The 24351-nt window shown below is 69.8% G+C and carries 28 protein-coding genes and 2 tRNA genes; 21 read left to right on the plus strand and 9 right to left on the minus strand.

The features are described 5' to 3' along the window. Positions 1 to 2: 2 nt before the first annotated feature. The 6 genes from E1202_RS03150 to E1202_RS03175 all read left to right on the plus strand — a co-directional run bounded on the left by E1202_RS03150 (position 3) and on the right by E1202_RS03175 (position 4470). Positions 3 to 443: a DUF2752 domain-containing protein gene (locus E1202_RS03150; RefSeq protein WP_235877611.1), complete on the plus strand. Its 441-nt coding sequence runs from the start codon at positions 3 to 5 to the stop codon at positions 441 to 443. Positions 444 to 486: 43 nt separating this feature from the next. Then, positions 487 to 1299, plus strand: a complete 813-nt coding sequence (recO, locus tag E1202_RS03155; RefSeq protein WP_132680837.1) for a DNA repair protein RecO — start codon at positions 487 to 489, stop codon at positions 1297 to 1299. A 61-nt stretch (positions 1300 to 1360) separates the two neighbouring features. After that, positions 1361 to 2191, plus strand: a complete 831-nt coding sequence (locus E1202_RS03160) for an isoprenyl transferase (protein ID WP_132679134.1) — start codon at positions 1361 to 1363, stop codon at positions 2189 to 2191. A gap of 3 nt (positions 2192 to 2194) precedes the next feature. Next, positions 2195 to 2620 (plus strand): hypothetical protein, encoded by a 426-nt coding sequence (locus E1202_RS03165; protein WP_132680839.1) that lies wholly within the window; start codon positions 2195 to 2197, stop codon positions 2618 to 2620. A 204-nt stretch (positions 2621 to 2824) separates the two neighbouring features. Further along, entirely contained in the window at positions 2825 to 3769 is a 945-nt protein-coding gene (locus E1202_RS03170; protein WP_132681010.1) for a permease, read from the plus strand. Next, on the plus strand, positions 3769 to 4470 hold the full coding sequence (locus tag E1202_RS03175) for a TIGR03943 family putative permease subunit (protein WP_132680841.1): 702 nt from the start codon (positions 3769 to 3771) through the stop codon (positions 4468 to 4470). The genes E1202_RS03170 and E1202_RS03175 overlap by 1 nt, the downstream gene beginning before the upstream one ends. Positions 4471 to 4659: 189 nt before the next feature. On the opposite strand, the gene E1202_RS03180 is transcribed toward E1202_RS03175, so the two are convergent. Next, a complete protein-coding gene (locus tag E1202_RS03180; protein WP_132680843.1) occupies positions 4660 to 5085 on the minus strand; it encodes a Fur family transcriptional regulator in 426 nt (141 codons plus the stop codon). Next, positions 5082 to 5537: an ArsR/SmtB family transcription factor gene (locus E1202_RS03185; RefSeq protein WP_132680845.1), complete on the minus strand. Its 456-nt coding sequence runs from the start codon at positions 5535 to 5537 to the stop codon at positions 5082 to 5084. Before E1202_RS03185 ends, E1202_RS03180 begins: the two co-directional genes overlap by 4 nt. A 181-nt stretch (positions 5538 to 5718) precedes the next feature. Between E1202_RS03185 and E1202_RS03190 the strand changes: the two genes are divergently transcribed. The 6 genes from E1202_RS03190 to E1202_RS03215 all read left to right on the plus strand — a co-directional run bounded on the left by E1202_RS03190 (position 5719) and on the right by E1202_RS03215 (position 11706). Then, the gene (locus E1202_RS03190) at positions 5719 to 7104 is read left to right on the plus strand and encodes a glycine--tRNA ligase (protein ID WP_132680847.1); all 1386 of its coding nucleotides are present in this window, start codon (positions 5719 to 5721) and stop codon (positions 7102 to 7104) included. Between the two features lie 88 nt (positions 7105 to 7192). Continuing rightward, entirely contained in the window at positions 7193 to 7846 is a 654-nt protein-coding gene (locus E1202_RS03195; protein WP_165943717.1) for a YdcF family protein, read from the plus strand. 249 nt (positions 7847 to 8095) lie between these two features. Beyond that, positions 8096 to 9370, plus strand: a complete 1275-nt coding sequence (locus tag E1202_RS03200; RefSeq protein WP_132680849.1) for a deoxyguanosinetriphosphate triphosphohydrolase — start codon at positions 8096 to 8098, stop codon at positions 9368 to 9370. A 175-nt stretch (positions 9371 to 9545) separates the two neighbouring features. Beyond that, entirely contained in the window at positions 9546 to 9731 is a 186-nt protein-coding gene (locus E1202_RS03205; protein WP_093420954.1) for a hypothetical protein, read from the plus strand. Between the two features lie 238 nt (positions 9732 to 9969). After that, a complete protein-coding gene (locus tag E1202_RS03210; protein ID WP_132680851.1) occupies positions 9970 to 11061 on the plus strand; it encodes a serpin family protein in 1092 nt (363 codons plus the stop codon). 78 nt (positions 11062 to 11139) lie between these two features. Continuing rightward, the gene (locus E1202_RS03215; protein WP_132680853.1) at positions 11140 to 11706 is read left to right on the plus strand and encodes a carboxymuconolactone decarboxylase family protein; all 567 of its coding nucleotides are present in this window, start codon (positions 11140 to 11142) and stop codon (positions 11704 to 11706) included. Here E1202_RS03215 and E1202_RS03220 read toward each other — a convergent pair. Beyond that, positions 11703 to 12596: a sigma-70 family RNA polymerase sigma factor gene (locus E1202_RS03220; protein ID WP_132680855.1), complete on the minus strand. Its 894-nt coding sequence runs from the start codon at positions 12594 to 12596 to the stop codon at positions 11703 to 11705. The genes E1202_RS03215 and E1202_RS03220 overlap by 4 nt on opposite strands. Before the next feature lie 69 nt (positions 12597 to 12665). Here E1202_RS03220 and dnaG point away from each other — a divergent pair, with 69 nt between their 5' ends. The 6 genes from dnaG (at position 12666) to E1202_RS03250 (ending at position 17062) form a co-directional block, all read left to right on the plus strand. Continuing rightward, a complete protein-coding gene (dnaG, locus tag E1202_RS03225; protein WP_132679151.1) occupies positions 12666 to 14558 on the plus strand; it encodes a DNA primase in 1893 nt (630 codons plus the stop codon). Then, the gene (locus E1202_RS03230; protein ID WP_235877613.1) at positions 14555 to 15082 is read left to right on the plus strand and encodes a hypothetical protein; all 528 of its coding nucleotides are present in this window, start codon (positions 14555 to 14557) and stop codon (positions 15080 to 15082) included. The genes dnaG and E1202_RS03230 overlap by 4 nt, the downstream gene beginning before the upstream one ends. A gap of 81 nt (positions 15083 to 15163) precedes the next feature. Beyond that, positions 15164 to 15925, plus strand: a complete 762-nt coding sequence (locus tag E1202_RS03235; RefSeq protein ID WP_132680857.1) for a trans-aconitate 2-methyltransferase — start codon at positions 15164 to 15166, stop codon at positions 15923 to 15925. 112 nt (positions 15926 to 16037) lie between these two features. Then, positions 16038 to 16110 (plus strand) — tRNA-Asn (locus E1202_RS03240). 99 nt (positions 16111 to 16209) lie between these two features. Further along, the gene (locus E1202_RS03245; protein ID WP_132680859.1) at positions 16210 to 16779 is read left to right on the plus strand and encodes a thymidine kinase; all 570 of its coding nucleotides are present in this window, start codon (positions 16210 to 16212) and stop codon (positions 16777 to 16779) included. 82 nt (positions 16780 to 16861) lie between these two features. Further along, positions 16862 to 17062, plus strand: coding sequence for a DUF4177 domain-containing protein (locus E1202_RS03250; protein ID WP_132680860.1), 201 nt, complete (start codon positions 16862 to 16864; stop codon positions 17060 to 17062). 1 nt (position 17063) lies between these two features. On the opposite strand, the gene E1202_RS03255 is transcribed toward E1202_RS03250, so the two are convergent. Then, a complete protein-coding gene (locus tag E1202_RS03255) occupies positions 17064 to 18212 on the minus strand; it encodes a magnesium and cobalt transport protein CorA (RefSeq protein WP_235877615.1) in 1149 nt (382 codons plus the stop codon). Between the two features lie 131 nt (positions 18213 to 18343). After that, on the minus strand, positions 18344 to 19186 hold the full coding sequence (locus tag E1202_RS03260; protein ID WP_408006078.1) for an SAM-dependent methyltransferase: 843 nt from the start codon (positions 19184 to 19186) through the stop codon (positions 18344 to 18346). Positions 19187 to 19920: 734 nt separating this feature from the next. On the opposite strand from E1202_RS03260, the gene E1202_RS03265 reads away from it, so the two are divergent. The 3 genes from E1202_RS03265 to E1202_RS03275 all read left to right on the plus strand — a co-directional run bounded on the left by E1202_RS03265 (position 19921) and on the right by E1202_RS03275 (position 20806). Next, a complete protein-coding gene (locus E1202_RS03265) occupies positions 19921 to 20127 on the plus strand; it encodes a hypothetical protein (protein WP_132679158.1) in 207 nt (68 codons plus the stop codon). 145 nt (positions 20128 to 20272) lie between these two features. Next, a complete protein-coding gene (locus E1202_RS03270) occupies positions 20273 to 20569 on the plus strand; it encodes a hypothetical protein (RefSeq protein ID WP_132680864.1) in 297 nt (98 codons plus the stop codon). Positions 20570 to 20731: 162 nt separating this feature from the next. After that, positions 20732 to 20806: transfer RNA gene (locus tag E1202_RS03275), tRNA-Ile, on the plus strand. 735 nt (positions 20807 to 21541) lie between these two features. On the opposite strand, the gene E1202_RS31230 is transcribed toward E1202_RS03275, so the two are convergent. The 4 genes from E1202_RS31230 to pobA all read right to left on the minus strand — a co-directional run bounded on the left by E1202_RS31230 (position 21542) and on the right by pobA (position 24327). Continuing rightward, the gene (locus tag E1202_RS31230; RefSeq protein WP_165943718.1) at positions 21542 to 21703 is read right to left on the minus strand and encodes a hypothetical protein; all 162 of its coding nucleotides are present in this window, start codon (positions 21701 to 21703) and stop codon (positions 21542 to 21544) included. Positions 21704 to 21797: 94 nt separating this feature from the next. Next, positions 21798 to 21998, minus strand: coding sequence for a cold-shock protein (locus E1202_RS03285; RefSeq protein ID WP_132621185.1), 201 nt, complete (start codon positions 21996 to 21998; stop codon positions 21798 to 21800). Between the two features lie 414 nt (positions 21999 to 22412). Beyond that, positions 22413 to 23111, minus strand: a complete 699-nt coding sequence (locus tag E1202_RS03290; protein ID WP_207918436.1) for a class I SAM-dependent DNA methyltransferase — start codon at positions 23109 to 23111, stop codon at positions 22413 to 22415. Between the two features lie 43 nt (positions 23112 to 23154). Further along, the gene (pobA, locus tag E1202_RS03295) at positions 23155 to 24327 is read right to left on the minus strand and encodes a 4-hydroxybenzoate 3-monooxygenase (protein WP_132680866.1); all 1173 of its coding nucleotides are present in this window, start codon (positions 24325 to 24327) and stop codon (positions 23155 to 23157) included. Positions 24328 to 24351: the final 24 nt, after the last annotated feature.

Consider the following 24351-nt stretch of genomic DNA (forward strand, 5'->3'; position numbering starts at 1 on the left):
CCTTGACTGACGTCGATGCCGGTGCGGGACGACCCGCACCGGCATCGTTGTTCCTCCACCGTATGCGCCTGCCCGGCGCGACGGTGCTCGCGGGCTGCGCGGGCGCCGCGCTCGTGCTGGCCGCCGACCCCACCTCGGACTCCGGCCTCCCGCTGCCGCCGTGCCCGATCAAGCTCCTCACCGGCTTCGACTGCCCGGGCTGCGGCGGTACCCGGATGCTGTTCAGCCTCCTGCACGCCGACCTCCCCGCAGCCCTGCACTTCAACGCGCTCGCCGTGCTGCTCCTGCCGCTGGCGGCCTGGGCCTGGACGGCGTGGGTCGCCGGTCGTCTCGGCCACCGCCTGCCGACGTGGACCCGTTGGCGCTGGTCACCGCAGGTCCTGCTGGCGGTCGTCGTGGCCTGGGTCGTCGTCCGCAACGCCGTCCCCGCGCTGCGCCTCTAGGGACAACCCGCTGCTCGTCACCCCGAAGTGCGAAAATGGACCGGTGAGCCTCTACCGGGATACCGCGGTCGTGCTGCGGGTGCAGAAGCTGGGTGAGGCGGATCGGATCATCACGCTGCTGACCCGGCGCTACGGCAAGGTGCGCGCGGTCGCCAAGGGCGTGCGCCGGACGACCTCCCGCTTCGGCGCCAGGGTCGAGCCGTTCTGCCACGTCGACGTGCAGCTCTACACCGGTCGCACGCTCGACGTCATCACCCAGGTGCAGACCGTCGACGCCTTCGGCGTGCAGATCGTCGAGGACTACCAGCGCTACACCGCGGCCTGCGCGGTGCTGGAGACCGTCGACCGGCTGGCCGCCGAGGAGGGCGAGCCGGTCCTGCGCCTGTACCTGCTGGCCGTCGGGGCGCTGCGCGCCCTGTCCGGGCGGGACCGCGATTCCTCCCAGGTGCTCGACGCGTTCCTGCTGCGCGCGATGTCCTTCGCCGGCTGGTCTCCCGCGCTGACCGAGTGCGCCCGCTGCGGCCAGGGCGGTCCGCACGCCGCGTTCAACGTGCAGGCCGGTGGCGCGGTGTGCGCGACGTGCAGGCCCGCCGGTTCGGTCCGGCCCTCCGCGCTGACCTTGCCGCTGATGGAGGCGCTGCTGCACGGTGACTGGGACACCGCCGAGGCCGCCACCGGCCCGGTTCGCCGGGAGGCCAGCGGTTTGGTCGCCGCGCACCTGCAGTGGTACATGGAGCGGCAGTTGCGGTCGTTGCCGTTGGTGGAGCGGACCGTGCCCGAGCTGATCCGCGAACGCGCTTCGGAAGCGGCGCTGGTCGGAGCCGTGGACGGGGAGAGCGGGCAGCCGCTGAACTGAGGATCGAGCTCGGCGGGGACAATGGCCGCGCACGTCGAGCACGCCGAAGGAGAACCTGGATATGTTGCGACGCCGCGGGCGAGGCAAGGACGACCCGACCGTTCGGGCACCTGAGCCGCACTCCTCGGGGGCCAAGCCGCCGGCGTTGCCGCCGGAGTTCGTGCCCAACCACGTCGCGGTGGTGATGGACGGCAACGGTCGCTGGGCCAACGAGCGCGGGCTGCCGCGCGTCGAGGGCCACAAGCGCGGCGAGGCGGTGGTGCTGGAGCTGGCCAAGGGCGCCATCGAGCTCGGTGTGAAGTGGCTTTCGCTGTACGCGTTCTCCACGGAGAACTGGAAGCGCAGCCCCGAAGAGGTGCGCTTCCTGATGGGCTTCAACCGGGACGTGATCGCTCGCCGCGTCGACGAGCTCGACGAGATGGGCGTGCGGGTGCGCTGGTCGGGCCGCAAGCCGAAGCTGTGGCGCAGCGTGGTCAACACCCTGCAGGCGGCCGAGGTTCGAACCGCTGGCAACGAAGTCCTCAACCTGACGATGTGCGTGAACTACGGTGGTCGGGCGGAGGTCGGCGACGCCGCGCGGGAGATCGCGCGACTGGCGGCCGCCGGGAAGATCAACCCGGAACGGGTGGACGAGCGCACGATCGCCAAGTACACCTACCAACCGGAGATGCCGGACGTGGACCTGTTCATCCGGCCGTCGGGTGAGCAGCGGACGTCGAACTTCCTGCTCTGGCAGTCCGCCTACGCCGAGATGGTCTTCCAGGACACGCTGTTCCCCGACGTCGATCGCACGCACTTCTGGCAGGCGTGCGAGCAGTACGCGCGCCGGGACCGCCGTTTCGGCGGTGCAATCGATCGGTCGGCGACAGCCACGTCGGCCCAGGAGGGCTAATTGATGACCCAAGAGGCCGCTACCACCGCGCGGTTGATGACCGCGGCCAAGGAAGCGCTCGAGAACTACCACGACGTGCACGTCGACGACGACGGCGCGCTGACGTTCAGGCACTCCGAGGTGCCGTGCGCGGTTCAGGCGATGCAGCTCGCCGAGGGCCTGACCGTGCTGAGCCTGACCTGCGTGGTCGCGTGGGACCTGCCCGCGGGCGACGAGCTCGCGCAGTCCGTCGCCGAGCGCGCGGGCCAGGGACTGTTCGGCACGCTGGGCGTCGTGCGCACCGAGCGGGGCGTGGACGTGACGCTGCGGTACGCGTTCCCGGCCGAAGGCATGGAGCCGTCGCCGCTGGGCACCCTGCTGATGCTGGTGGTCGCCACGGCGTCGCAGCTGCGCTCGGAGCTCCTCGCGGAGTCCGAGGGCACGGCCTGACCTCGCGGAGATCCTTCATCCCGAGCCGGGAGCACCCGCCCGGGTGATGGCGTGGTGTGTCGGAACCCCGGGTGATCTGGGGTTTCGTCACATCGGGGACCGAGCCCGCAACGGTGCCCCCTCGGCACTGGCACGATTGCGCCCGTGACCGAGATCGCCGAGCAGCAGCGGACGCGCCGTCCCGTGATCACCTCGCTGGAGGTGATGTGCGGCCTGCTGGTGCTGGCCGTGATCTTCCAGCCGCAGCTGACCGCGGTCCTGGACGTGCCCGCGCTGCGCACCGGATCGACCGTGTTCGTCGCCGTGTGCGTGCAGGCGATGCCGTTCCTGGTGTTCGGCGTGCTGGTCAGCGGTCTGATCGCGGCGTTCGTGCCACCGCACGTGCTGCACCGGGCGCTGCCGGTGAGAACGGGAGCGGCGGTGCCGGTCGCCGGGCTCGCCGGCGTGGCGCTGCCCGGCTGCGAGTGCGCCTCGGTGCCGGTGGCGCGGAGGCTGATGCAGCAGGGCGTCGCCCCGGCCGCCGCGCTCGCGTTCCTGCTGGCCGCACCGGCGGTGAACCCGGTCGTCCTGGTCTCCACGGCGGTGGCCTTCCCCGCCGATCCGTGGATGGTGCCCGCCCGCTTCCTCGGCTCGCTGCTGACCGCCTGCGTGATGGGCTGGCTGTGGGCCAAGCTCGGCCGCGCCGAGTGGCTGGCCGAGCGCGCGCTGCGCCGCGTCGAGGCGCACCAGGCCGGCGGCAGCAGGTGGGCGGTGTTCGCCGAGTCCGCGCGGCACGACCTGGTGGAGGCCGGCGGTTTCCTGGTCCTGGGCGGGTTGACCTCGGCGGTGTTCAACGTCCTGGTGCCCGCCGCGTGGCTGGAGACGCTGGGCGGTCAGATCGTGCTCGGCGTGCTGGTCATGGCGGTGCTGGCCGTGGTGCTCGCGCTGTGCAGCGAGGCCGACGCGTTCGTGGTCGCCTCCATGCCCGGCCTGCCGCTGCTGCCGAAGCTGGTGTTCCTGGTGGTGGGGCCGGCGGTGGACCTGAAGCTGATCGCGCTGCAGTCCGGTGCCTTCGGCCGCCGCTTCGCCGCCCGCTTCGCGCCGGCGACGTTCCTGGTCGCGATCGGATGCGCGTGCGTCGTGGGCGCCGCACTGCTGGGAGGTGCGTGATGCGGCGGGAGAGCCAGAACATCCTGCTGGTGCTGCTCGGCGGCGCCCTGCTGAAGATCTCGCTGACCGGCGATTACCTGCGCTACGTCAAACCCTCGTTGCAGCCGTGGCTGATCGCCGCCGGACTGGTGATGATCGGCCTCGCCGGATTCGCCATCGTCCGCGACATCCGCGCCGGGCAGGCCGCCGACCAGCACGAGCACGGCACCCGCAGCCCCTGGATGCTGCTGCTGCCGGTGTTCGCGATCTTCTTGGTCGCCCCGCCCGCGCTCGGCTCCGACTCGGTCACCCGCGACCGCGCCGCAGGAGCACCGGCGGCCCCCAGCCAGGCACGGTTCCCCCCGCTGCCACCCGGTGAGGCGCCGATGCTGAGCATGTCGGAGTTCCTGACCCGCGTGGTCTGGGACGACACCGGCGAGCTCAACCACCGAACCGTCCGCCTGCAGGGATTCGTCGTCCACCCGACGCCGGAGACCACCCAGCTGGCCAGGATGCGGATCAGCTGCTGCGCGGCCGACGCCACCGCGGTCAAGGTCGACCTCGCCAGTCCGCGCGCCGAAGAACTCCCGGCCGACACCTGGATCGAGATCACCGGCCGCCTGCGCCCGGGCACGGCCACCGAAGCCAACGACTACGTCCCCACAGTCGACCCGCTCACGATCGACCAGATCCCAGCCCCACCGGACACCTACGAGTACTGAGGGCGCAAGCAAGCGACGAAGTCGCTTCCTCCTTCACCACCCTCGCAACCGGCGCCGCCGCGGGTTCTCAGCGGGTCGCTGGGGAGGACGCCGCGACGCCGTGCGTTGGCATACATCAGGAGTGGCGCCCGGAGCCAGCGGGCCTGAGGTTCCGCTACCCGCACCGCCAAGCAGGACTAGCAGAGAGCCCTAGAGGCCCTTGGCCGTGCAGTCCGGGCAGGTGCCGACGATCTCCACGGTGTGGCTGACCTCGGAGAAGCCGTGCTCCTGGCCGATGCGCTCGGCCCAGTTCTCCACCGGCGGGTCGGCGACCTCGACGGTGCGACCGCAGTGCCGGCACAGCAGGTGATGGTGGTGGTGGCTCGAACAGCGGCGGTAGACGGCCTCGCCGGAGGCGGTGCGCAGCACGTCGACCTCGCCGGCGTCGGCGAGCGTCTGCAGCGTTCGGTACACGGTCGTCAGACCGATGCCCTCGCCCTGTCGCCGCAGCTCCTCGTGCAGCTCCTGGGCCGAGCGGAAGTCGTTGACGTGGTCGAGCAACTGCGAGACCGCAGCCCGCTGCTTGGTGGCGCGCAGTCCCGGTACGCCTACGGTGGGCTCCTGGCCGGTGGTCACGCTGTCTCCGTCTCCTGTCCGCCGTCGTCTGCGTCGTCGCCCGCCCGTGCGCGGGCGGTCTCCTCGGCGTGCGTCGCCGCATCCACCACGATATGCGCCAAGTGCTCATCCACCAGCCGGTACATGACCTCCCGGCCGTGCCGCTCGCCGAACACCACGCCCGCCGACTTCAGCACCCGCAGGTGCTGGCTGATCAGCGGCTGCGCCACGCCCAGCGCGTCGACCAGCTCGTGCACGCAGCGCTCCGACGTGCGCAGCTGCAGCACGATCGCGATGCGCACCGGCGCGGCCAGCGCGCGCAGCAGCTCACCCGCGTCGTGCAGGACCCGCTGGTCGCGCACCGGCACCGGCCGCACGTCGCGGTCCGGCGAGTGGACGTGGTCCTCCGGCCGGTCCGGACGCGGAGCGCTGCTCTGGCCGGGGGCCACGCCATGACGTTCCACGCGCACCATCCTACGGGTAGCGGGTGGGCTCCCCGATCGGTCGATGCCGTGCGGTCACCCGCCGCGAGCGGACGGCCCCGCAGCGCTCACGGCCCGGCCGGGATGTGAAGCCCGTGCCATCGGTACGCTGGGAAACTCCAGCTCGAACGGCTGGTTCGATGTGTTTCCAGTGAAATTTCCGGAGTTGAACGTGCCCGCCGACCAGATCGACACGATCGTCAGCCTCTGCAAACGCCGCGGATTCGTCTTCCCGTCCGGCGAGATCTACGGCGGTACCCGGTCGGCGTGGGACTACGGACCGCTCGGCGTCGAGCTCAAGGACAACATCAAGCGCCAGTGGTGGAAGCACATGGTGCAGGGCCGCGATGACGTCGTCGGCCTGGACTCCTCGGTGGTCCTGCCCCGCCAGGTGTGGGAGGCCTCCGGCCACGTCGGCGCCTTCCACGACCCGCTGGTGGAGTGCACCTCCTGCCACCGCCGCTTCCGCGCCGACCAGCTCGCCGAGGAGTACACCGAGCGCACCGGCAAGGAGGTCACCGAGGACGACCTCTCCGATGTCCCGTGCCCGAACTGCGGCAACCGCGGCCAGTACACCGAGCCGCGCGAGTTCAACATGATGCTCAAGACCTTCCTGGGCCCGGTGGAGTCCGAGGAGGGCATGCACTACCTGCGGCCCGAGACCGCCCAGGGCATCTTCGTCAACTTCGCCAACGTGATGACCACCGCGCGCAAGAAGCCGCCGTTCGGCATCGGCCAGATCGGCAAGAGCTTCCGCAACGAGATCACTCCCGGCAACTTCATCTTCCGGACCCGCGAGTTCGAGCAGATGGAGATGGAGTTCTTCGTCGAGCCCGGCGAGGACGAGCAGTGGCACCAGTACTGGATCGACCAGCGGATGGGCTGGTACACCGAGCTGGGCATCGACGCGAACAACCTCCGGGAGTTCGAGCACCCGAAGGAGAAGCTGTCGCACTACGCGAAGCGGACCGTGGACATCGAGTACCGGTTCCGCTTCGGCGGTCAGGAGTGGGGCGAGCTGGAGGGCATCGCCAACCGCACCGACTTCGACCTCACCACGCACTCCAACCACTCGGGCGTCGACCTGACCTACTTCGACCAGGCCAGCAACTCCCGCTACCGGCCGTACGTGATCGAGCCGGCGGCGGGCGTGGGACGTCCGATGATGGCGTTCCTGATCGACGCCTACACCGAGGACGAGGCGCCCAACGCCAAGGGCGGTGTGGACAAGCGCGTCGTGCTCAAGCTGGACCGCCGCCTGGCCCCGGTGAAGGCCGCGGTGCTGCCGCTGTCGCGCAACGCCGAGCTCTCGCCGAAGGCCCGCGATGTGGCCGCGACGCTGCGCCGCAACTGGAACGTCGACTTCGACGACGCCGGTGCGATCGGCCGCCGCTACCGGCGGCAGGACGAGATCGGCACGCCGTTCTGCGTGACGGTCGACTTCGACACCCTGTCCGACCACGCGGTGACGGTGCGCGAGCGGGACACGATGAGCCAGGAGCGCGTGGCCGTCGACAAGCTGGAGGAGTACCTGGGCGCCCGGCTGATCGGCTGCTGAACCCGATGCGGAACTCCGGAGCACCAGGTCGGTTTCGCTGCGGGCCCGGCCCGCTCGGTGCCGGTGGTGGATCTGCGAAGATGCCCCGGTGAGCGCACATCATCCCGCCCACCGGTCGCGGACCGGTCGCACCCTCTCGCGCGCCCTGGCCGGCGCGCTGCTGGTGGCGATCCTGGTGGTCGGCGGTACCGCGGTCCGCGTGTGGCAGGTGGCCCGCGCGGACGACCGGCAGCCGGTGGACATCGTGGTGGTGCTGGGTGCCGCGCAGTACCACGGCAAACCGTCCGACATCCTCGAAGCCAGGCTGAAGCAGGCCCTCGGCCTCTACGAGGACGGGCTCACCGATTACATCGTCACCGTCGGCGGCCGCAAGGCCGGTGACGCCTACACCGAGGCGCAGGCCGGCAAGAACTGGTTGGTGGACAAGGGCGTTCCGCGCGACAAGATCGTCGACGTCGACGTCGGCAGCGATACCCTCGGCAGCATGCAGGCGGTGTCGGACCTGGCCGATCAGCGCCGCTGGGACAGCGCGCTGATCGTCAGCGACCCGTGGCACTCGCTGCGGGCCCGGACCATGGCCAACGACATGGGCCTCGACGCGTGGGCCTCCCCGGCCCGCTCGGGCCCGGTGGTCCAGACGCGCGAGATCCAGATGAAGTACATCGTCCGCGAGACGGGCGCGCTGCTGTTCTACCGGCTGACCCACGCCCCAGCAGAACTCAACGGCGACGGCCTCGGGTGAGCGTTGTACCCGTCGTCGTTCTGCGCGGCGGTGCGGGTGGCGGAACCTGAGGCGATCCTCGTGCTCCGGGCGCACCGACTCATGCATGTCCAATACACCACGTCGGCACGTCCTCGCAGGAGAACCGCCTCAGAACCCGCGGCGGTGCCGGCTGAGTCCCACACCTGAAGCAGGGCATGGCCTCCCAGTTGACCTCGTTGTCGGGGTTGTGGCGTGGAAATGTCATGTTCGGGGCTTAGCCTCACTGCGATGAGCTCGAAACTGGCCGGGTACGGCGAGCACGACCTCCAGCGGTTGCACCCCGAGGCGCCGAAGGAGGCCGCGTCGTCGCATCCGGACGACCGCACCCCGTTCGCGCGCGACCGCGCTCGCGTGCTGCACTCCGCCGCGTTGCGCCGGTTGGCGGGCAAGACGCAGGTGATGGGGCCGAACGAGGGCGTCGACGTGCCGCGAACCCGGTTGACGCACTCGCTGGAGGTCGCGCAGATCGGGCGGGGCATCGCCAGCGCGCTCGGCGCCGACCCCGACCTGGTGGACACCGCCGGTCTCGCCCACGACATCGGCCATCCGCCGTTCGGGCACAACGGCGAGCGCGCGCTCAACGAGCTGGCGGCCGGGCACGGCGGGTTCGAGGGCAACGCCCAGACGCTGCGGATCCTCACCAGGCTGGAGCCGAAGGTCACCGATTCCGGCGAGATCGGGCGCGGCCTGAACCTGACCCGCGCCTGCCTGGACGCGGCGACGAAGTACCCGTGGCGCAAACGCCCGGGTGAGATCAAGTTCGGCGTCTACGACGACGACCTGGAGGTCTTCGAGTGGCTGCGCGACGGCTCGCCGGATCACCGGCGCTGCCTGGAGGCTCAGATCATGGACTGGGCCGATGACGTGGCCTACTCGGTGCACGACGTCGAGGACGCGGTGATCTCCGGGCGGATCTCGTTGCGGGCGCTGACCGATCCGCAGGAGCGCGCGCAGATCGCGAAGCTGGCGGACGACCGGTTCCTGCGCAGCGGCGAGACCGCGCTGCTGGAGCAGGCGGCCGAGGAGCTGGTGCGCTGGCCGGTGGTGGCCGCGGTCCTCGACTACGACGGGACGCTGTCGGCGCAGGTCGCGTTGAAGCGGCTGACCAGCGAGCTCGTCGGCCGGTTCGTGGCCGCGGCGGTCGGCGGCACGGTGGCGCGCTCCGGGCCCGGGCTGAGCCGCTACCGCGCGGACCTGGTGCTGCCGGAGAAGGCCGTCGCCGAGGTGACGGTGCTCAAGGCGATGGCGGTGCGCTACGTGCTGCACGACGGCGAACGGCGGCGCATGCAGGCCAGGCAGCGGGAGCGGCTGGCCGAGCTCGTCGAGGCGCTGAGCGAGAGCGCACCGGCTTCACTCGATCCGGTGATGCGCGATGCCTGGCTGCGAGCTTCGGACGATTCGTCCCGATATCGGGTGGTTCTGGACCAGGTCGCATCGCTGACGGATGCGCAGGCTGTGATCTGGCATGAACGCCATGTACACAGCGTGTCCAAACCACTGTGACGTTAATCCGAATGGGGGTGAATGGATCTCGGGTCGTCGGGGACAATCCTCACCCAGAGTGTCGACTGGCAGGTCTGCTGGCGGCATGTGCCCTGATCCCCGTACCGCGCGGCATCCCGAGCCGAGCGGCGGCGGCCCGTCGTTCCCCCGACGCCGGGCCGCGAGGAGACCCCGAATGCGCAACCGGCACTACATCCAGAAGCTCGTCGTCGGAGGCGAGCCGTACGTCAACGCGGACAACCTGGCCGACTGGATCAAAGATCTTCGCTGGCAGGACCCCGCGGGCCAGCGAGCCGCCGAGTACATCGCCCAGGAACTCCGCCTCATGGGGCTGAGCGACATCGAGGAATCCCTCCGCTGACCTCGTGGTCCTGCGCAGGTTCGCTCGGGTAGCCGAACCTGACACGCCTTCTGGACTCCGCGCGGCTCTCCCGGTGCCCACCGGCGTGCCCACCAGAAGGCGTGTCAGCACCCGCCGGCAGCGGAACGGGAAATCCGGCTGGAAGCCGGGAGCGTTCGCCGACGGGTCCCAGCGCCGCGCTCTGGCAGACTCGGGATCAAGCCCGAGTCTCCTCGACGCGGAACGGAGCCCTGCGGACGTGAACGATCACCTCGACTTCGCCCTGGCACTGCACGGAAAGCTGGCTCCGCCGCCGACCAAGACCTTCTGCTGGTCGCCGTACTCGGTGAGCAGCGCGCTCGGGCTGGCGGCCACCGCGACCGGTGGCAACACCAGGGAAGAGCTCGTCGCCGCGCTGCGCGACGAACCGGCGAACCTGCTGGAGCTGCTGGGCTCGGCCTCGGAGCTCGCCGCGGCTTCGGGCGAGCAGCCAGTGCTGGCGGTCGCCAACACCCTCTGGGCGCACGCGGACCTGCCGATCGAGGAGTCCTACCGGCTGGCGCTCAAGGACTGGCCCGGCAGCGCGGTGCGCAACGCCCCGTTCCAGGACGATCCGGAAGCCGCCCGCGAGCTGATCAACGCCGACGTCGCCGAGACCACCCGGGACCTCATCCCGGAACTGCTGCCCACCGGCGCGGTCCACCCGCAGACCGTCGCAGCCCTGGTCAACGCCCTCTACCTGAAGGTCTCCTGGCGCGAGGCGTTCGAGAAGACCAAGACCACCCAGCGCCCGTTCCACGCCCCCGACGGCGACCACGACGTGCCCACCATGACGGCCGCGCGCACCCTCGGCCACGCCGCCACCGACGGCTGGCAGGCGATCGGGCTCCCGGCCGCAGGGGGAGTGGAAGCGGTCGTCCTGCTCCCGGACGGCGACTTGGCCACCGCCGAACCCGAGCTCACCACCGAGCGCCTGACCGGCCTGCTCGGCGCCCTGGAGCAGCGCAAGGTCGAGCTGTTCCTGCCGCGCTTCAAGGTCTCCGGCGGTGCGGAGCTCACCGAACCGCTCGGCGAGCTGGGCGTGCGGGACCTGTTCACCCCGGCCGCCGACTTCACCCCGCTGACCGACCGGTCGCTGCGCGTCTCGGAGGTGCTGCACGAGTCGGTGCTCGACGTCGACGAAGCGGGTCTGGAAGGCGCGGCGGCGACCGCGATGATGATGCGGCTGACCGCCATCGTCCGGGAGCCCGAACCGGTGCGCGTCGAGGTGGACCGCCCGTTCCTGTTCCTGGTCCGCCACCGCGACAGCGGTGCGCTCTACTTCCTGGCCCGCATCACCGATCCGAGCTGAGCTGTCACGCTCCGGCGACCTGTCTCGTCACTCCGGTGACGAACCCCGAAAACCGGGGTGGCGAGGAGGGAGCGAGCGATGCCGCGCATTCCGGGCGTGCCCACCAGCGAAGCGAACCTGCTGACCAGGCTCACCTACCGGTTCTCCCGGCGCCGCTACGGCGCGGTGCTGGACCCGCTGGCCGTGGTCGCGCACCACCAGGGCCTGCTGATGGCCACCGGCGTGTCGGAGATGGCGGTGGAGAAGGCGGCCAAGGCGCTGCCGGCGAACCTGCGCGAGCTGGCGGTCTACCGGGTGGCCACCAAGATCGGCTGCTCGTGGTGCGTCGACTTCGGCACGATGCTGCAGCGCAACGAGGGCCTGGACATCGACCGGCTCAAGGAGATCGACGACTACCGCACCTCGGAGAAGTACTCCGAGATCGAGCGGCTGGTGATCGCCTACGCCGACGCGATGACCGAGCAGCCCATGCAGGTCACCGACGAGCAGGTCGCCGAACTCGACCGGCGCCTCGGCCACAAGGGGATGGTCGAGCTGACCTACATGATCGCACTGGAGAACCAGCGCACCCGCATCAACCACGCGCTGGGCCTGACCGCGCAGGGCTTCACCAGCGGAGAGGCGTGCCGAGTGCCGATGCCCTAGTCGAACTCCACGCGGGTCAGCTTGTCCGGGTTGACGATGTCGAACACCTCCGCCGGCCGTCCGTCGCGGACGGCCAGTGTGAACACCCGAGGCGCCACCTCGGCGTCGTCGCCCGGCAGCATCACGCCTAAGTCGCCGTTGACCAGCACCGGACGTGCCGCGCCGAGCAGCTCCGCGCCGTACTTGTCGATGAGCCCGATGGCGAAGCGCGCCACCTTGTCGGCGCCCACGACCGGGCGCCGGGCGGTGCGGGCCTTGCCGCCGCTGTCGCCGTAGACGGTGGCCGAGGGGTGCAGCAGCCGGGTGAGCGCGGCGAGGTCCTTGGCGGCCACCGCGGTCAGGAAGTCCTCCAGCGCCCGCTGCTGCTCGGGCAGCGGGACCCGCTCCGGCGGCGCGGCCTGGACCATCGTCCGGCGCGCCCGCGACGCGTGCTGGCGCGCGGTGGGAACGCTGCAGCCCAGCACCTCGGCGATCTCGGCGAAGGGCGCGTCGAAGCCGTCGTGCAGCACCAGCGCGAGCCGTTGGTCCGGCGGCAGCTCGTGGAGCACCCGCATCGCTGCCATCCGCAGGTCGTCCTGGCCGGCCACGATGTCGCCCGGATCGGAATCCACGGCGCTCACCAGCGGTTCCGGCAGCCACGGGCCGACGTAGCTCTCGCGCCGCACGGCGGCCGAGCGCATCCGGTCCAGGCACAGCCTGCTCACCACGGTGGTCAGCCAGCCGCCCAGGTCGCGGATCTCGTCGTGATCGGTGTCGGTCAGCCGCAGCCAGGCGTCCTGCACCGCGTCCTCGGCGTCGGCGAGCCGTCCGGTCAGCCGGTAGCCGAGGCCGATCAGACGGCTTCGGTGCCGGTCGAACTCCGCGGCGAGCGTGCTGGTGTCAGGCCTCACGCGATCGATTCTGCCGCACCGAGCGGACACCCGGTCGTGGCCGATCTCTTTGGCCCTAGACTGGGTGACGTGACAGGCAGGATCCGGGAGAGCGACATCGCCGAGGTGCGCGATCGCAACCGGATCGACGACGTCGTCGGCGAGTACGTCGCTCTGCGCAACGCCGGTGGTGGCGCGCAGAAGGGCCTGTGCCCGTTCCACGACGAGAAGACGCCGTCGTTCAACGTCCGCCCCAGCCACGGCACCTTCCACTGCTTCGGCTGCGGTGAGGGCGGCGACGTGATCGCCTTCATGATGAAGATCGAGCACCTCGGCTTCGTGGAATCCGTGGAGCGGCTGGCCGATCGGGTCGGTCTCCAGCTGCAGTACGAGGGCGGCACGCCGGGCCCGAAGCGCGACCGCGGCAGCCGCTCGCGCATGGTCGAGGCGCACCGCCTCGCCGCCGAGTTCTACGCCGAGCAGCTGCGCTCGCCCGAGGCCCAGCCGGCCCGCGAGTACCTGACCACGCGCGGCTTCGACGAGGCCGCCGCCCAGCGCTTCGGCTGCGGTTTCGCGCCCAGCGGCTGGGACAAGCTCACGAAACTGCTGCTGACCAAGGGTTTCGAGGTCGACGAGCTGATCAAGTGCGGACTGTCCCGCGAAGGCAGGCGCGGTCCGATGGACCGCTTCCACCGGCGGCTGCTGTGGCCGCTGAAGGACCTCGGCGGTGACGTCGTCGGTTTCGGCGCGCGGCGGATCTTCGACGACGACCCGATCGAGGCCAAGTACGTCAACACCTCCGCGACCCCGATCTTCAACAAGTCGCAGGTGCTGTTCGGCATCGACCTGGCCAAGCGGGAGATCGCCAAGCGCCGCCAGGCCGTGGTCGTCGAGGGCTACACCGACGTGATGGCCATGCACCTGGCGGGCGTGCCGACGGCGGTCGCCTCCTGCGGCACCGCGTTCGGCGACGAGCACATCTCGGTGCTGCGGCGGCTGATGATGGACGACGACGCCTTCCGCGGCGAGGTCATCTTCACCTTCGACGGTGACGAGGCCGGGCAGAAGGCGGCGATGAAGGCGTTCGACGGCGAGCAGCAGTTCGCCGGCCAGACCTACGTGGCGATCACCCCGGACAACATGGACCCGTGCGAGCTGCGCGAGGCCCAGGGCGACGCCGCCGTGCGCGACCTGGTGGCCCGGCGCAGGCCGCTGTTCGAGTTCGCCATCCGCAGCCTGCTCACCGACTACGACCTGGACTCGGTGGACGGGCGCGTCGCCGCGCTCAAGCGCACGGTTCCGCTGATCGCCCAGATCAAGGACCCGGCCAGTCGCGACGGGTACGCGGCCCGGCTCGCCTGGTGGGCGGGCTGGAACGACGAGAACCAGGTGGTCAAGCGGGTTCGGGAGAGCTCGGGAGCCCCGGTCCGCAAGCAGCGCCGTCCGCGCCGCGAGGAGAACCAGCAGTCGCTGGGCATGGACGTCGAGCTGCCGCAGCGCCCGCCGAGGCACGACCCCCGCTGGCTGCAGCGGGAGGCCATCAAGGCGGCTCTGCAGGTCCCGGCCCTGGCCGGTCCGCTCTACGACTCGCTGCCCGCCGAGGCGTTCACCGAGCCGGTCTACGCCGAGGTGCAGAAGGCGCTGCTGGCCGCGGGCGGCACGGCCTCCGGGCTGAGCGGGGCGGGACTGGTCGACGCGGTCGCGCAGCAGTGCGAGAGCCAGATCGGCGCCCGGCTGTGCACGCAGCTGGCGGTCGAGGCCCTGGAGTGGACGACCGAGGACGATCCGCGCTACGTCAGCGCGATCATCGCCCGGCTGCAAGAACGGCTGGTCAGCAGGCAGATCGCCGACATCAAGTCCAAGGTCCAGCGGATGTCGCCGCTGGAGGACGCCGAGGAGTACAACGCCCTGTTCGGCGACATGGTCGCCTTGGAGGGCTACCGCAAGGCACTGCTGGACCAGGCGATGGGAACGACTCTGTGATCAAGAGGCTGCTGGCGAAGTTGAGCGGAACCGCCGAGGTCCCGGCGAACTTCCCGGGCAGCCTCGACCCCGACGAGCAGGTCCTGTCCGTCGCACCCAGCGAGGACGGCTCGGTGGTGGCCACCCACCTGGGCCTCTGGCTCCCGGAGGGGCGGCGGGTCGGCTGGCACCTGATCAGCAAGGCGGCCTGGGGCGGTGGCGTGCTCACCATCACCGAGGCCGAGGAGACCCGCCACGTCGACGGCGCGGTCTACCTGCGCGACCTGCGGCCTCAGCGCTTGGCGCTGACCGGTGAGAGCCGGCTGCCCGACGTGGTCCACGAGCGCGTGAACCGCTCGATCCGGTCCCGCCACCACCGGGACCTGCCGGGTGGTGGCGCCTGGTTCATCCAGCGCAAGGTTCCCGGCCGCGACGGCATCGAGCTGCAGATCCGGCCCGATCAGGGCACGGACGAACCGGCGCTGGACCGCTTGGTCGGCGCGCTGGTGGCGAGCCTGCGGCAGTCCCGCGACCTGCCTTCCTGAGGTCGTTCCACCTCGAAACGTCCTCGACGCGATCGAACGCCCGGTATACGGTACGGGCGTACTGCTAGCGGAGGTGGCGGCATGTGGGATCCCGGCAAGTACCTGACCTTCAGCGATCAGCGCGACCGCCCGGCCTTCGACCTGATCGCCAGAGTGCGCGCCGAGAGCCCCAGGCGGGTCGTCGATCTCGGATGCGGTGCGGGGAACCTGACCTCGCTGCTCACCGGCCGCTGGCCGCGCGCCGAGCTGGAGGCGCTGGACTCCTCGGAGGAGATGGTCGCCGAGGCCCGCTCGCGGGGTGTGCCCGCGCGGGTCGAGGACGTCCGGGATTGGAAGCCGCAGCCCGACACCGACGTGGTGCTGTGCAACGCGGTCCTGCAGTGGATCCCCGATCACGTCGAACTGCTGCACCGCTGGCTGTCCGAGCTGCCCAGCGGTGCCTGGTTCACCTTCCAGGTCCCCGGCAACTTCGACGCCCCGTCGCACGCCACCATCCGCGAGCTGGCCGCCGAGCAGCGCTGGCGCGGCAAGCTCGACGGGGTGCTGCGCCACGACGACGTCGTGCGCGACCCGCTGTCCTACGCCGACGAGCTGGCCGATCCGGACGTCGAGGTCGACGCCTGGGAGACGACCTACGTGCACGCGCTGCGCGGGGACAACCCGGTCCTGGAGTGGGTGAGCGGAACCGCTCTGCGCCCGGTGCGAGCGGCATTGGACGACGAGGAGTGGGCCGAGTTCCGAAGCGAGTTGTCCCATCGCCTCTCGATCGCCTATCCGAAACGGCCCGACGGCGTGACCTGGTTCCCGTTCCGCAGGGTCTTCGTCGCCGCTCACTGCGCGTGACCTGCACAGATGTTCGGGATGAAGAAAAGCGGGGGGTGCCGTGAAACGCCTTTCGGGCATCCGCTAAAGTAGTTCCCGTCAGCGCGAGAGAGCGCCGACGACAAGAGAACATTCCTCCGTAGCTCAATTGGCAGAGCATTCGGCTGTTAACCGAAGGGTTACTGGTTCGAGTCCAGTCGGAGGAGCGCGAAGCCCAGGCCAACGGTCTGGGCTTTTTCGTTCCCCTCACGCGAGGACGTGGGCCTGGGGCGTCGGGTGATCGGGTGTGGCTACCGTGTTCGGTCGTGGCGAAGCTCTACTTCCGATACGGGGCGATGAACTCCGGCAAGTCGACCGCGTTGATCCAGGTCGCGCACAACTACGCCGAACGCGGGCATCGCGTCTTCGTGGTCAAGCCCGAGATCGACACCAAGAGTCCCGTGGTGCTCTCGCGCATCAACGTGACGCGGGAGGTCGACCTGGTCTGCGACGCCGACACCGCCGTCCGCGGCGTCGTGCTGGCGGCGGGGGCGCCGGACTGCGTGCTCGTCGACGAGGCGCAGTTCCTCACCGGCGAGCAGGTCGAAGACCTGTTCCGGCTGGCGGTGCTCGACGGGATCCCGGTGATCGCCTACGGGCTGCGCAACGACTTCCGCACCCGCGGTTTCCCGGGCAGCCTGCGGCTGATGGAGCTGGCGCACTCCATCGAGGAGCTCAAGACGATCTGCCGCTGCGGCCGCAAGGCGACGCTCAACGCCCGCACCGTCAACGGCGAGTTCACCCAGGACGGCGGCCAGGTCGCCATCGAGGGCGACGTCGGCTACGAATCCATGTGCGGCACTTGCTATCTGCGCAAGGTCGGCACCTTCGAGTGACCTGCGGCCGCCGGCGCGCGGAACTCCGCGCGCGAGCGCAGCGTTGACCGGTGGGGAAGACGTCGGGAACGGGGGAGTCGTCGTGGGTTACGAGTACAAGGTCGTGGAGCTCCGCGAGAAGTGGCTCGGCGGCAAGATGTCCGGTGACAAGTTGGAGAAGGTGCTCAACGACCACGCGGGCGAGGGCTGGCAGCTCAAGGCGATCACCGGTGCCGACGTGAGGGGCCGCATGGGGCCGGGAGGCGTCGAGGGACTGCTGGTGACCTTCGAGCGCCAGGTCTGAGCTAGAGCCAGTTGCGGCGCTTGAAGATGGCGTAGAGGCTGAGGCAGACCATGATCATCAGCAGGAGCGCGAACGGGTAGCCCAGCGACCAGTGCAGCTCCGGGATCACGTCGAAGTTCATCCCGTAGACCGTGCCGATCAGCGTCGGGGCGAACAGGATCGCCGCCCACGAGGAGATCCGCTTGATCTCCTCGTTCTGCGCGTAGCTGGCCTCGGTCATGCGCTTCATCTCCTCGTTCTGCGCCTGGGTGACCAGCGTGGCGTTCACGGTGAGGATGTTGTCGAGCATCTGCCGGAACCCGTCGACGCGCTCGGCGACGGTCGTCGCGTGGTCGGCGACGTCGCGCAGGTAGCGCTGCAGCTCTTCGTCGATCTGGTACTTCTCGAACCCGGCCTCCAGGCTGCGCAGGATCGCCAGCAGCGGCCGGGTCGCGCGCTGGAACTCGATGACCTCGCGGGACAGCTCGTAGATGCGCCGCGACACGTGCGGCTCGGAGTCGAAGACCTCGGTCTCGATCTCGTCGATGTCGTTCTGCAGCCCGGCGATGACCGGCGCGTACCCGTCCACGACGTGGTCGAGCACCGCGTAGAGCACGGCTTCGGGACCGCGCCGGAGCAGGTCCTGGTCGGTCTCCATCCGCCGCCGCACGACCGACAGGTCGGGGGCCTGGCCGTGGCGGACGGTGAGCACGAAGTTCGGGCCGACGAACAGGTGCAGCTCGCCGAAGTTGACCTCCTCGACGTCGTCGAGGTAGGTGGCCGCGCGCAGCACGACGAACAGCGTGTCCCCGTACCGCTCGATCTTCGGCCGCTGGTGAGCGACGATCGCGTCCTCGACCGCGAGCTTGTGCAGGTCGAACTCGTCGGCGGCGGCCAGCAGCTCCTCTTCGGCCGGCCGGTACAGGCCGATCCAGGCCATGGTCCCGTCCGCGCCGGGCAGCTGCCGGTAGGTCTCGCCGAGGCTCTCCGGAGTGGCGATGCGGACGCCGTGGCGGTAGATGGCGGTGTCGATCAGCGGCCGGTCGGCCAGCGGCCGCTCGTCGGCGGCTCGGGGGTCCATCGAGTGCTCGGGGGCGGATTCCCGGTGGGGCATCACCGGCTCGGGATGCCTGCCGCGCCTGCGCAGCGGGCGGGGGCGCCATTCGGGCACGGGGACCTCCCGAGGTCGTCGGGCCGGGTGATCGCTTCGAGCGTACCCAGCGGCGCCAGGTGCGTGCTGGTTCCGGGCAGACGTCGCAGCCGCCGCGACCAGCGGGTCGCGGCGGCTGCGAGCGGTGCTGATCAGGGCTTGCGGGCGACTCCCGCCCAGACGACCGAGTCGTTCGGGCTGTCGAACTCGATCACGGGCGCGTTCTCCCCGGTTTCCTCCGGGTGCCACAGCGGAGTCCAGGTGCAGCCCGGCTCCACGAGCTCGTAGTCGCCGAAGAAGGATTCGATCTCGTCGTGCGGACGCCAGATCACCGGTGTCGCCGACTGGTCGTACATCTTGCCGAACTCGGCCATCTCCCGCTTGCGCTTGTCCGGCACGTCGTCGGCGGTGCCGTGGGTGATCACCAGGTAGGAGCCCTCGGGCATCAGCTCGCGGAAGCGGGCGACGGCCTGCGGACCGATGTCCTCGCCGTTCGGGCCGGGCTGGGTCACGTGCAGGACGGCGATCAGGAGTAACGCGACCGGCTGCTCGACGTCGATGACGCCGCTCTCCTCGATCTGCTTCCACAGCTCGTCGGGTTCGCGCAGGTCGGCGTGCAGCACGCAGTGCTTGTCGGTGACCTCTTCCTCTTCGAGCAGGATGCGCGAGTGCGCGACGGCCACCGGCTCGTTGTCGACGTAGACGCAGTTGGCGTCGTCGACGAGCTCATCGGCGACCTGGTGGGTGCTGCCCATCGTCGGAACGCCGGAGCCGATGTCGATGAACTGCCGGATGCCCTGCTTGCAGAGGTAGCGCACCACGCGGTGCAGGAACAGGCGGTTGGCCTTGGCGGCGGGTGCGACGAACGGGTAGCGCTCCAGCGCCTTCTCGCCGAAGACCCGATCGACCGCGTAGTTGGCCCGTCCGCCGAGGTAGTAGTCGTAGACCCGGGCGACGTTGGGGTGTTCGAGGTCCACGCCTTCCGGGGCGAACATCTCCGCCTTCGACTGACTCACGGTTCAACCCCTTCGCGGTACGCGTACTGCCGTAACGCATCGTAGCGATCACGTCACGCTCACTTGCGGCTGTAGTCTGCCACCGAACGGGTGTCCGGTCATGCACCCATCAGGTTGATTTCCTTCCGGTTAGCGGAGGCTTCGGGCGGACGGCCGGCGGTCCGACGATGTTGCTCGGGGGACTCGGAAGAATCGCGGAATCGCATCGGTGGCTCTCGTTCCGACCCCGGGAGTTCTCTTCTCGAATTCGCATTCGAGCCAGGTCGATCGATTCCGAACGCGAATCGGGTGGTGCGATCGCGAACGTTGTTCGATGCCCGATCGGCGGTTTCGGCGCAGTGCCACCCGGACGAAGATCAAAGGTGGCGGATGCGAGAATCTTGGTGTGGGCGGCGGTGTTCCAGCGTGGCGGCACCCCGATCCACCAGCATCGCCGGTCCGCACGCCGCGGACCGCCGGCCGGATAACGATCCAGGGTCGAAATGCGCGATGACGTCCTGATTCGGCTCGCGGCCGAGGGTTCTGGTGCGGATGATTCGTGCCAAGCCCTCGTGGCGCGCGGAGCCGCAGGGGCCGACCGCGTTGGATGATTCGATCGATTTCTGACCGAGACGAATTCGTGATGCGATTCGGCGCAACGGTTTTCCGTTCGCGCTTCGTCCCTCGAATGAAGGTGGTCGTCCGAGGGAACTGACAAGGGACGGGGGAGTCAGATGTCCGCACCAGGGATCGGCAAGGAACCGCACTTCACGCTGCCCGATCTGGATTCGGTGAGCAAGCTGCCGAAGCCGATCAAGGCGGTCGTGTACTTGATCATCATGTCCGTGCTGACGGTGGCCGCGCTCGGGGCGCTGATGGCCACCATCGCGATCATCGGTCAACTTTCGGGGGCGTTCGACATCTTCCGCCTGCTCGGCTGAAGACCACGGCACCTCCTTCGAAGGCCCGGCGCACCCCACAGGCGCCGGGCCTTCGTCATGCCCGGGCCGATCACTGCGGTCGCGGGCCGCCGCAGCGCCCCCGATACTCGTGCGTCCCTGGTGCGTCCGAGGCGGAGGAGCGGTGATGAGCAGACCGATCGCGACCACTGCTCTCGCGGTGGCACTGCTCGCCTGCGAGGGCGCCCCGACCGAGATGACCCCGCCGCCCGCGCCGGCCGAGTCGCGCGTCGAGCGGGGGACGGCCGGCGAAGATTTCCAGCAATTCCAGCAAGATTCCGGATACCCGCACTCCGTCGAGGAATACGACCAGCTGCCGGGATATCTGCAATGCGGCACGGCCTGCGGCCGAGAACCGACCAGCGGTGAACAACAACGCGCTCACCTGTGCGAACGCGGTTCGATCGATCCGTCGGAGTGCTGATTCCGACTCCGCTCGCGAAGATCGGTAGACCAACCGACGCAACCCCGATGCGCTGCCTTTTCCGCCGTTCCGCCCATTATCACGATGGGCCGTCCGGCCGGAACACCCGGCGACCTCGCTCAGTGACGCCCTCGATACGATCGCCGATACCGAGCACCCCACGGGGCAGTAGCTCAGCTGGTCAGAGCAGCGGACTCATAATCCGTCAGGTCGTGGGTTCAAGTCCCACCTGCCCCACGTATTCCCAGGTGAAACGAGTGGCGGGGAAAGGGCGGAGAGATCATCTCGACACTTTCCCCACACTTCAATTCCTGAACCTCCTGATCTCCGATCCGGCTCCTGCGTCGTCGAGATCGTCGCGCGCCCATGCCGATCCGCGATGTCGCGGGCGGAAAGCTCCGAGTCGAGCGTGATCGCCGCGAGCAGCTTCGGGCGGGAAATCGCGCGAGGCGGGAGATCCGGCCGGTGAGCCCAGGTGCTCGGAGAATTCCTTTCAGCCGCCCCTCGGCCCCGGGTTCTCGGCCGCTGCCGGCGGCCACCAGGTGCGCGCTGCCGAGCACGAGGGCGCATCCGAGTGCATGCAGGGCCGAGGGAACCTCTCCGAGCGCGACGGCGCCCAGCAGGAGAGCTCCGACGGGAGTGAGCAGCAGCAGGGAGGAGCCCACCTCGACGCGCAACCGGGGGCTTCCGACGGGGATGAGCAGCCACCCGAGCACCTGGCCGCAGAGGGAGGTCAGTGCGAGCCGGCCGAGCGGTCCCCGGCCCGGTGCCGCGGGTGTTGACCAGCACGGCGGTCAGCGTTGAGCCGGGGCGTGCATGGCTGGAGACGAGCGTGGGAGAGACGCAACTCTTCGTCCACTGTGCTCGTTGTCGAAGCCTCGCGGTCCGGGGTGACGCCGTCGCTCAGCTCGACGTTGCCGCTCGTGCGCAACTGCTCGAGGAATCGTCGGGAGCGAGCGCCTCGGGGGTGGTCTACGTGGTGAAGGGGCTGCGGAGGTCGAGCATTCCGGCTTCGCTGTGATCGGCGACCGGTTGAGCGTGCTCTTCGACGGCGGCGGGTTCTGGCTCGACGAACTGGACCGGGGCGATCTCGTCCGGAGCGGCCTGCCTGGGTGCCGGTGTCCCGGAGGACACGGGTGTTGCGGTGGTTATGAGAAACCTTCCTGATAGCAGCGCGCCGGCTGCTCGCCCGAGGGCGAGCAGCCGGCGGCGTTCATGCTTGCGAGGCTCAGACGCGAACCGAGCTGGCCTGCGGGCCCTTCGGGCCCTGGGTGACCTCGTAGGTGACCTGCTGGTCCTCTTCGAGGCTGCGGAACCCGCTGGCGTCGATGGCCGAGTAGTGGACGAAGACGTCCGGGCCACCGTCGTTGGGGGCGATGAAGCCGAAGCCCTTTTCAGCGTTGAACCACTTCACAGTTCCCTGTGCCATGTCTGTCTCCTCCTGGGAGCTGGAGCGTTTGACGGGAGCCCACACTTCGTGGGAGCCCGGGCCGGGGATCTCGAACGGCGGCTTTCCAGCTACAACCACGGACAAGCTGCTCGCTCGCATCAAATCCTGCGAGCGTGCGCAAACACGAACCCAGAAAAACAACGACCAGCGCCAAGCTTACACACCACTCGCGGCGGACTCATCGGACATCCGGCTGTCCACTCGTTTGGGGGAACGCGTGAAGCCGTGAACAGGCTTTTCCACTTCAGCGCAGACTGAAAAGATTCTCCTAGCGCGCCGGGGCGGATGCGAAAGTTCCGCGTCGTGGAGTCCCGGCCCTCGCTGCGGCCCGGTGGGCTTCCCGGGGAAGCCCCGCTGCCTGGAACCGCCGGCGTCGGCGCATTTTCCGGGGCGCTAGGCGTCCTTGCGCCAGGTGTAGGCGGCCGAGAAGGGGTGGTTGCGGAAGCGCTCCCACCTGGGCTTGATCTTCAGCCAGGCGTCGTCGATGACGTTCTCGTGGAGCTCGGCCAGTCGCCAGCCCGCGCCGAGACCTGCCGCGACGTGGTCGCTGATCAGGTGCACGTGGGTGGCGATCGCGACCGGTTCACCCTCGGCGTTGGTGTAGTGGGTGGGCATGCCCGAGGTCATGATGAAGTGCGGGTGGAACGTGACCAGCACGAACGCCGCACCGGGTGCGGCCAGCCGGTGCGCTTCCGAGTAGAGCGGACGCAGCTCGTCCAGGTGCTCGTCGATCAGCGAGCAGATCACCAGGTCGTAGGCGCCGCCGGGCAGTCCGGTGGCTGTGGCGTCGGCCTCCTCCAGCCGCTCGTGCGCGCCCCGGCGGCGCGCCAGGTCCAGCATCTCCGGGGTGACGTCCACGCCGTCGATGCGCTCGACACCGCGCTCCCGGAGCCACTGCCCGGTGCGGCCGGTGCCGCAGCCGAGGTCGGCGGCCCGGCTCACCGCCGACCACCTCGGCTCGACCAGGCGCTCCAGCAGCGCCAGGTCCATCACGTCCTCGACGGTGTTCTCGTAGTCGGCGACCCACTCGCCATATCCGGTCCGGACATCGACCGTCCGGTATCCCCGCGCGTCAAACGTCTCGAAATCCACTCGCCGAATTGTTCCGCCCGGTCGACCGGTGCGAAACCGATTTTCAGCGCAGCGGCATCCCGACGTAGTTCTCGGCCAGCGTCGTCGCCGCGGCCGTCGAGGAGCGCAGGTAGTCGAACTGGGAGCGCTGCAGGCGGCGCTCGAAGTCCTGGTCCGGGCCCTCGAAGCGGTGCGTCATCGACGTCATCCACCACGAGAAGTGCTGCACCCGCCACACCCGTTCCAGGCACTTCGCCGAGTACTCGTCCAGTCCGGCGTCGCTGCCCGTGCGGTAGTGGTCGACGAGCGCTTCCGCGAGCCGGTCCACGTCGGCCACCGCCAGGTTGAGCCCCTTCGCGCCGGTCGGGGGCACGATGTGCGCCGAATCGCCCGCGAGGAAGAGCCTGCCGTGGCGCAGCGGCTCGGCCACGAAGCTGCGCATCGCGGTGACCGACCGGTCGATGATCGGCCCCTCCTGCAGCTTCCAGCCCGGGAAGGCCAGGCGGGCGTGCAGCTCGTCCCAGATGCGCGCGTCGGGCCAGTTCGCCAGCGTCTCGTCCGGCTCGCACTGGAGGTAGAAGCGGCTGATGCTGGCCGAACGCATGCTGTGCAGCGCGAATCCGCTCGCGTGGTTGGCGTAGATCAGCTCATCGGTGGAAGGCGCGACCTCGGCGAGGATGCCCAGCCAGCCGAACGGGTAGACCCGCTCGTAGACGCGGCGCACGTCCGGCGGGATGACGTCCCGGCACACCCCGTGGAAGCCGTCGCAGCCGGCGACGAAGTCCGCCTGCAGGGCCTGCGCCCGGCCCTCGTGGGTGAAGGTCACGCGCGGGCTCTCGGTGGTCACGTCGTGCACCGCGACGTCGTCGACCTCGAACAGGACCTGGCCGCCGTCGGCCCGCCGCCGCTCGTTGAGGTCCTTGACGACCTCCTGCTGGCCGTAGACGGTGATCGCGCGTCCGGTGAGCTCGGTGAACGGGATGTGCAGCCGCTCGTCGTCGAACTGCATGTGCACGCCCTCGTGCCGGTCGCCCTCGCGCAGCATCCGCTCGCCCACGCCGACCTCCCGCAGCAGGTCGACCGTGCCCTGCTCCAGCACGCCCGCGCGGACCCGCTTCTGGACGTGCTCCTGGCTGCGCCGCTCGAGCACGACCGAGTCGATGCCCTGCAGGTGCAGCAGGTGGGACAGCAGCAGACCGGCGGGACCACCGCCGACGATCGCGACCTGGGTGCGCAAGGTGGGGCCTCACTTCTTCGGGGA

The organism is Saccharopolyspora karakumensis (genome assembly GCF_004349225.1).
GTDB classification, from domain to species: Bacteria; Actinomycetota; Actinomycetes; order Mycobacteriales; family Pseudonocardiaceae; genus Saccharopolyspora; species Saccharopolyspora endophytica.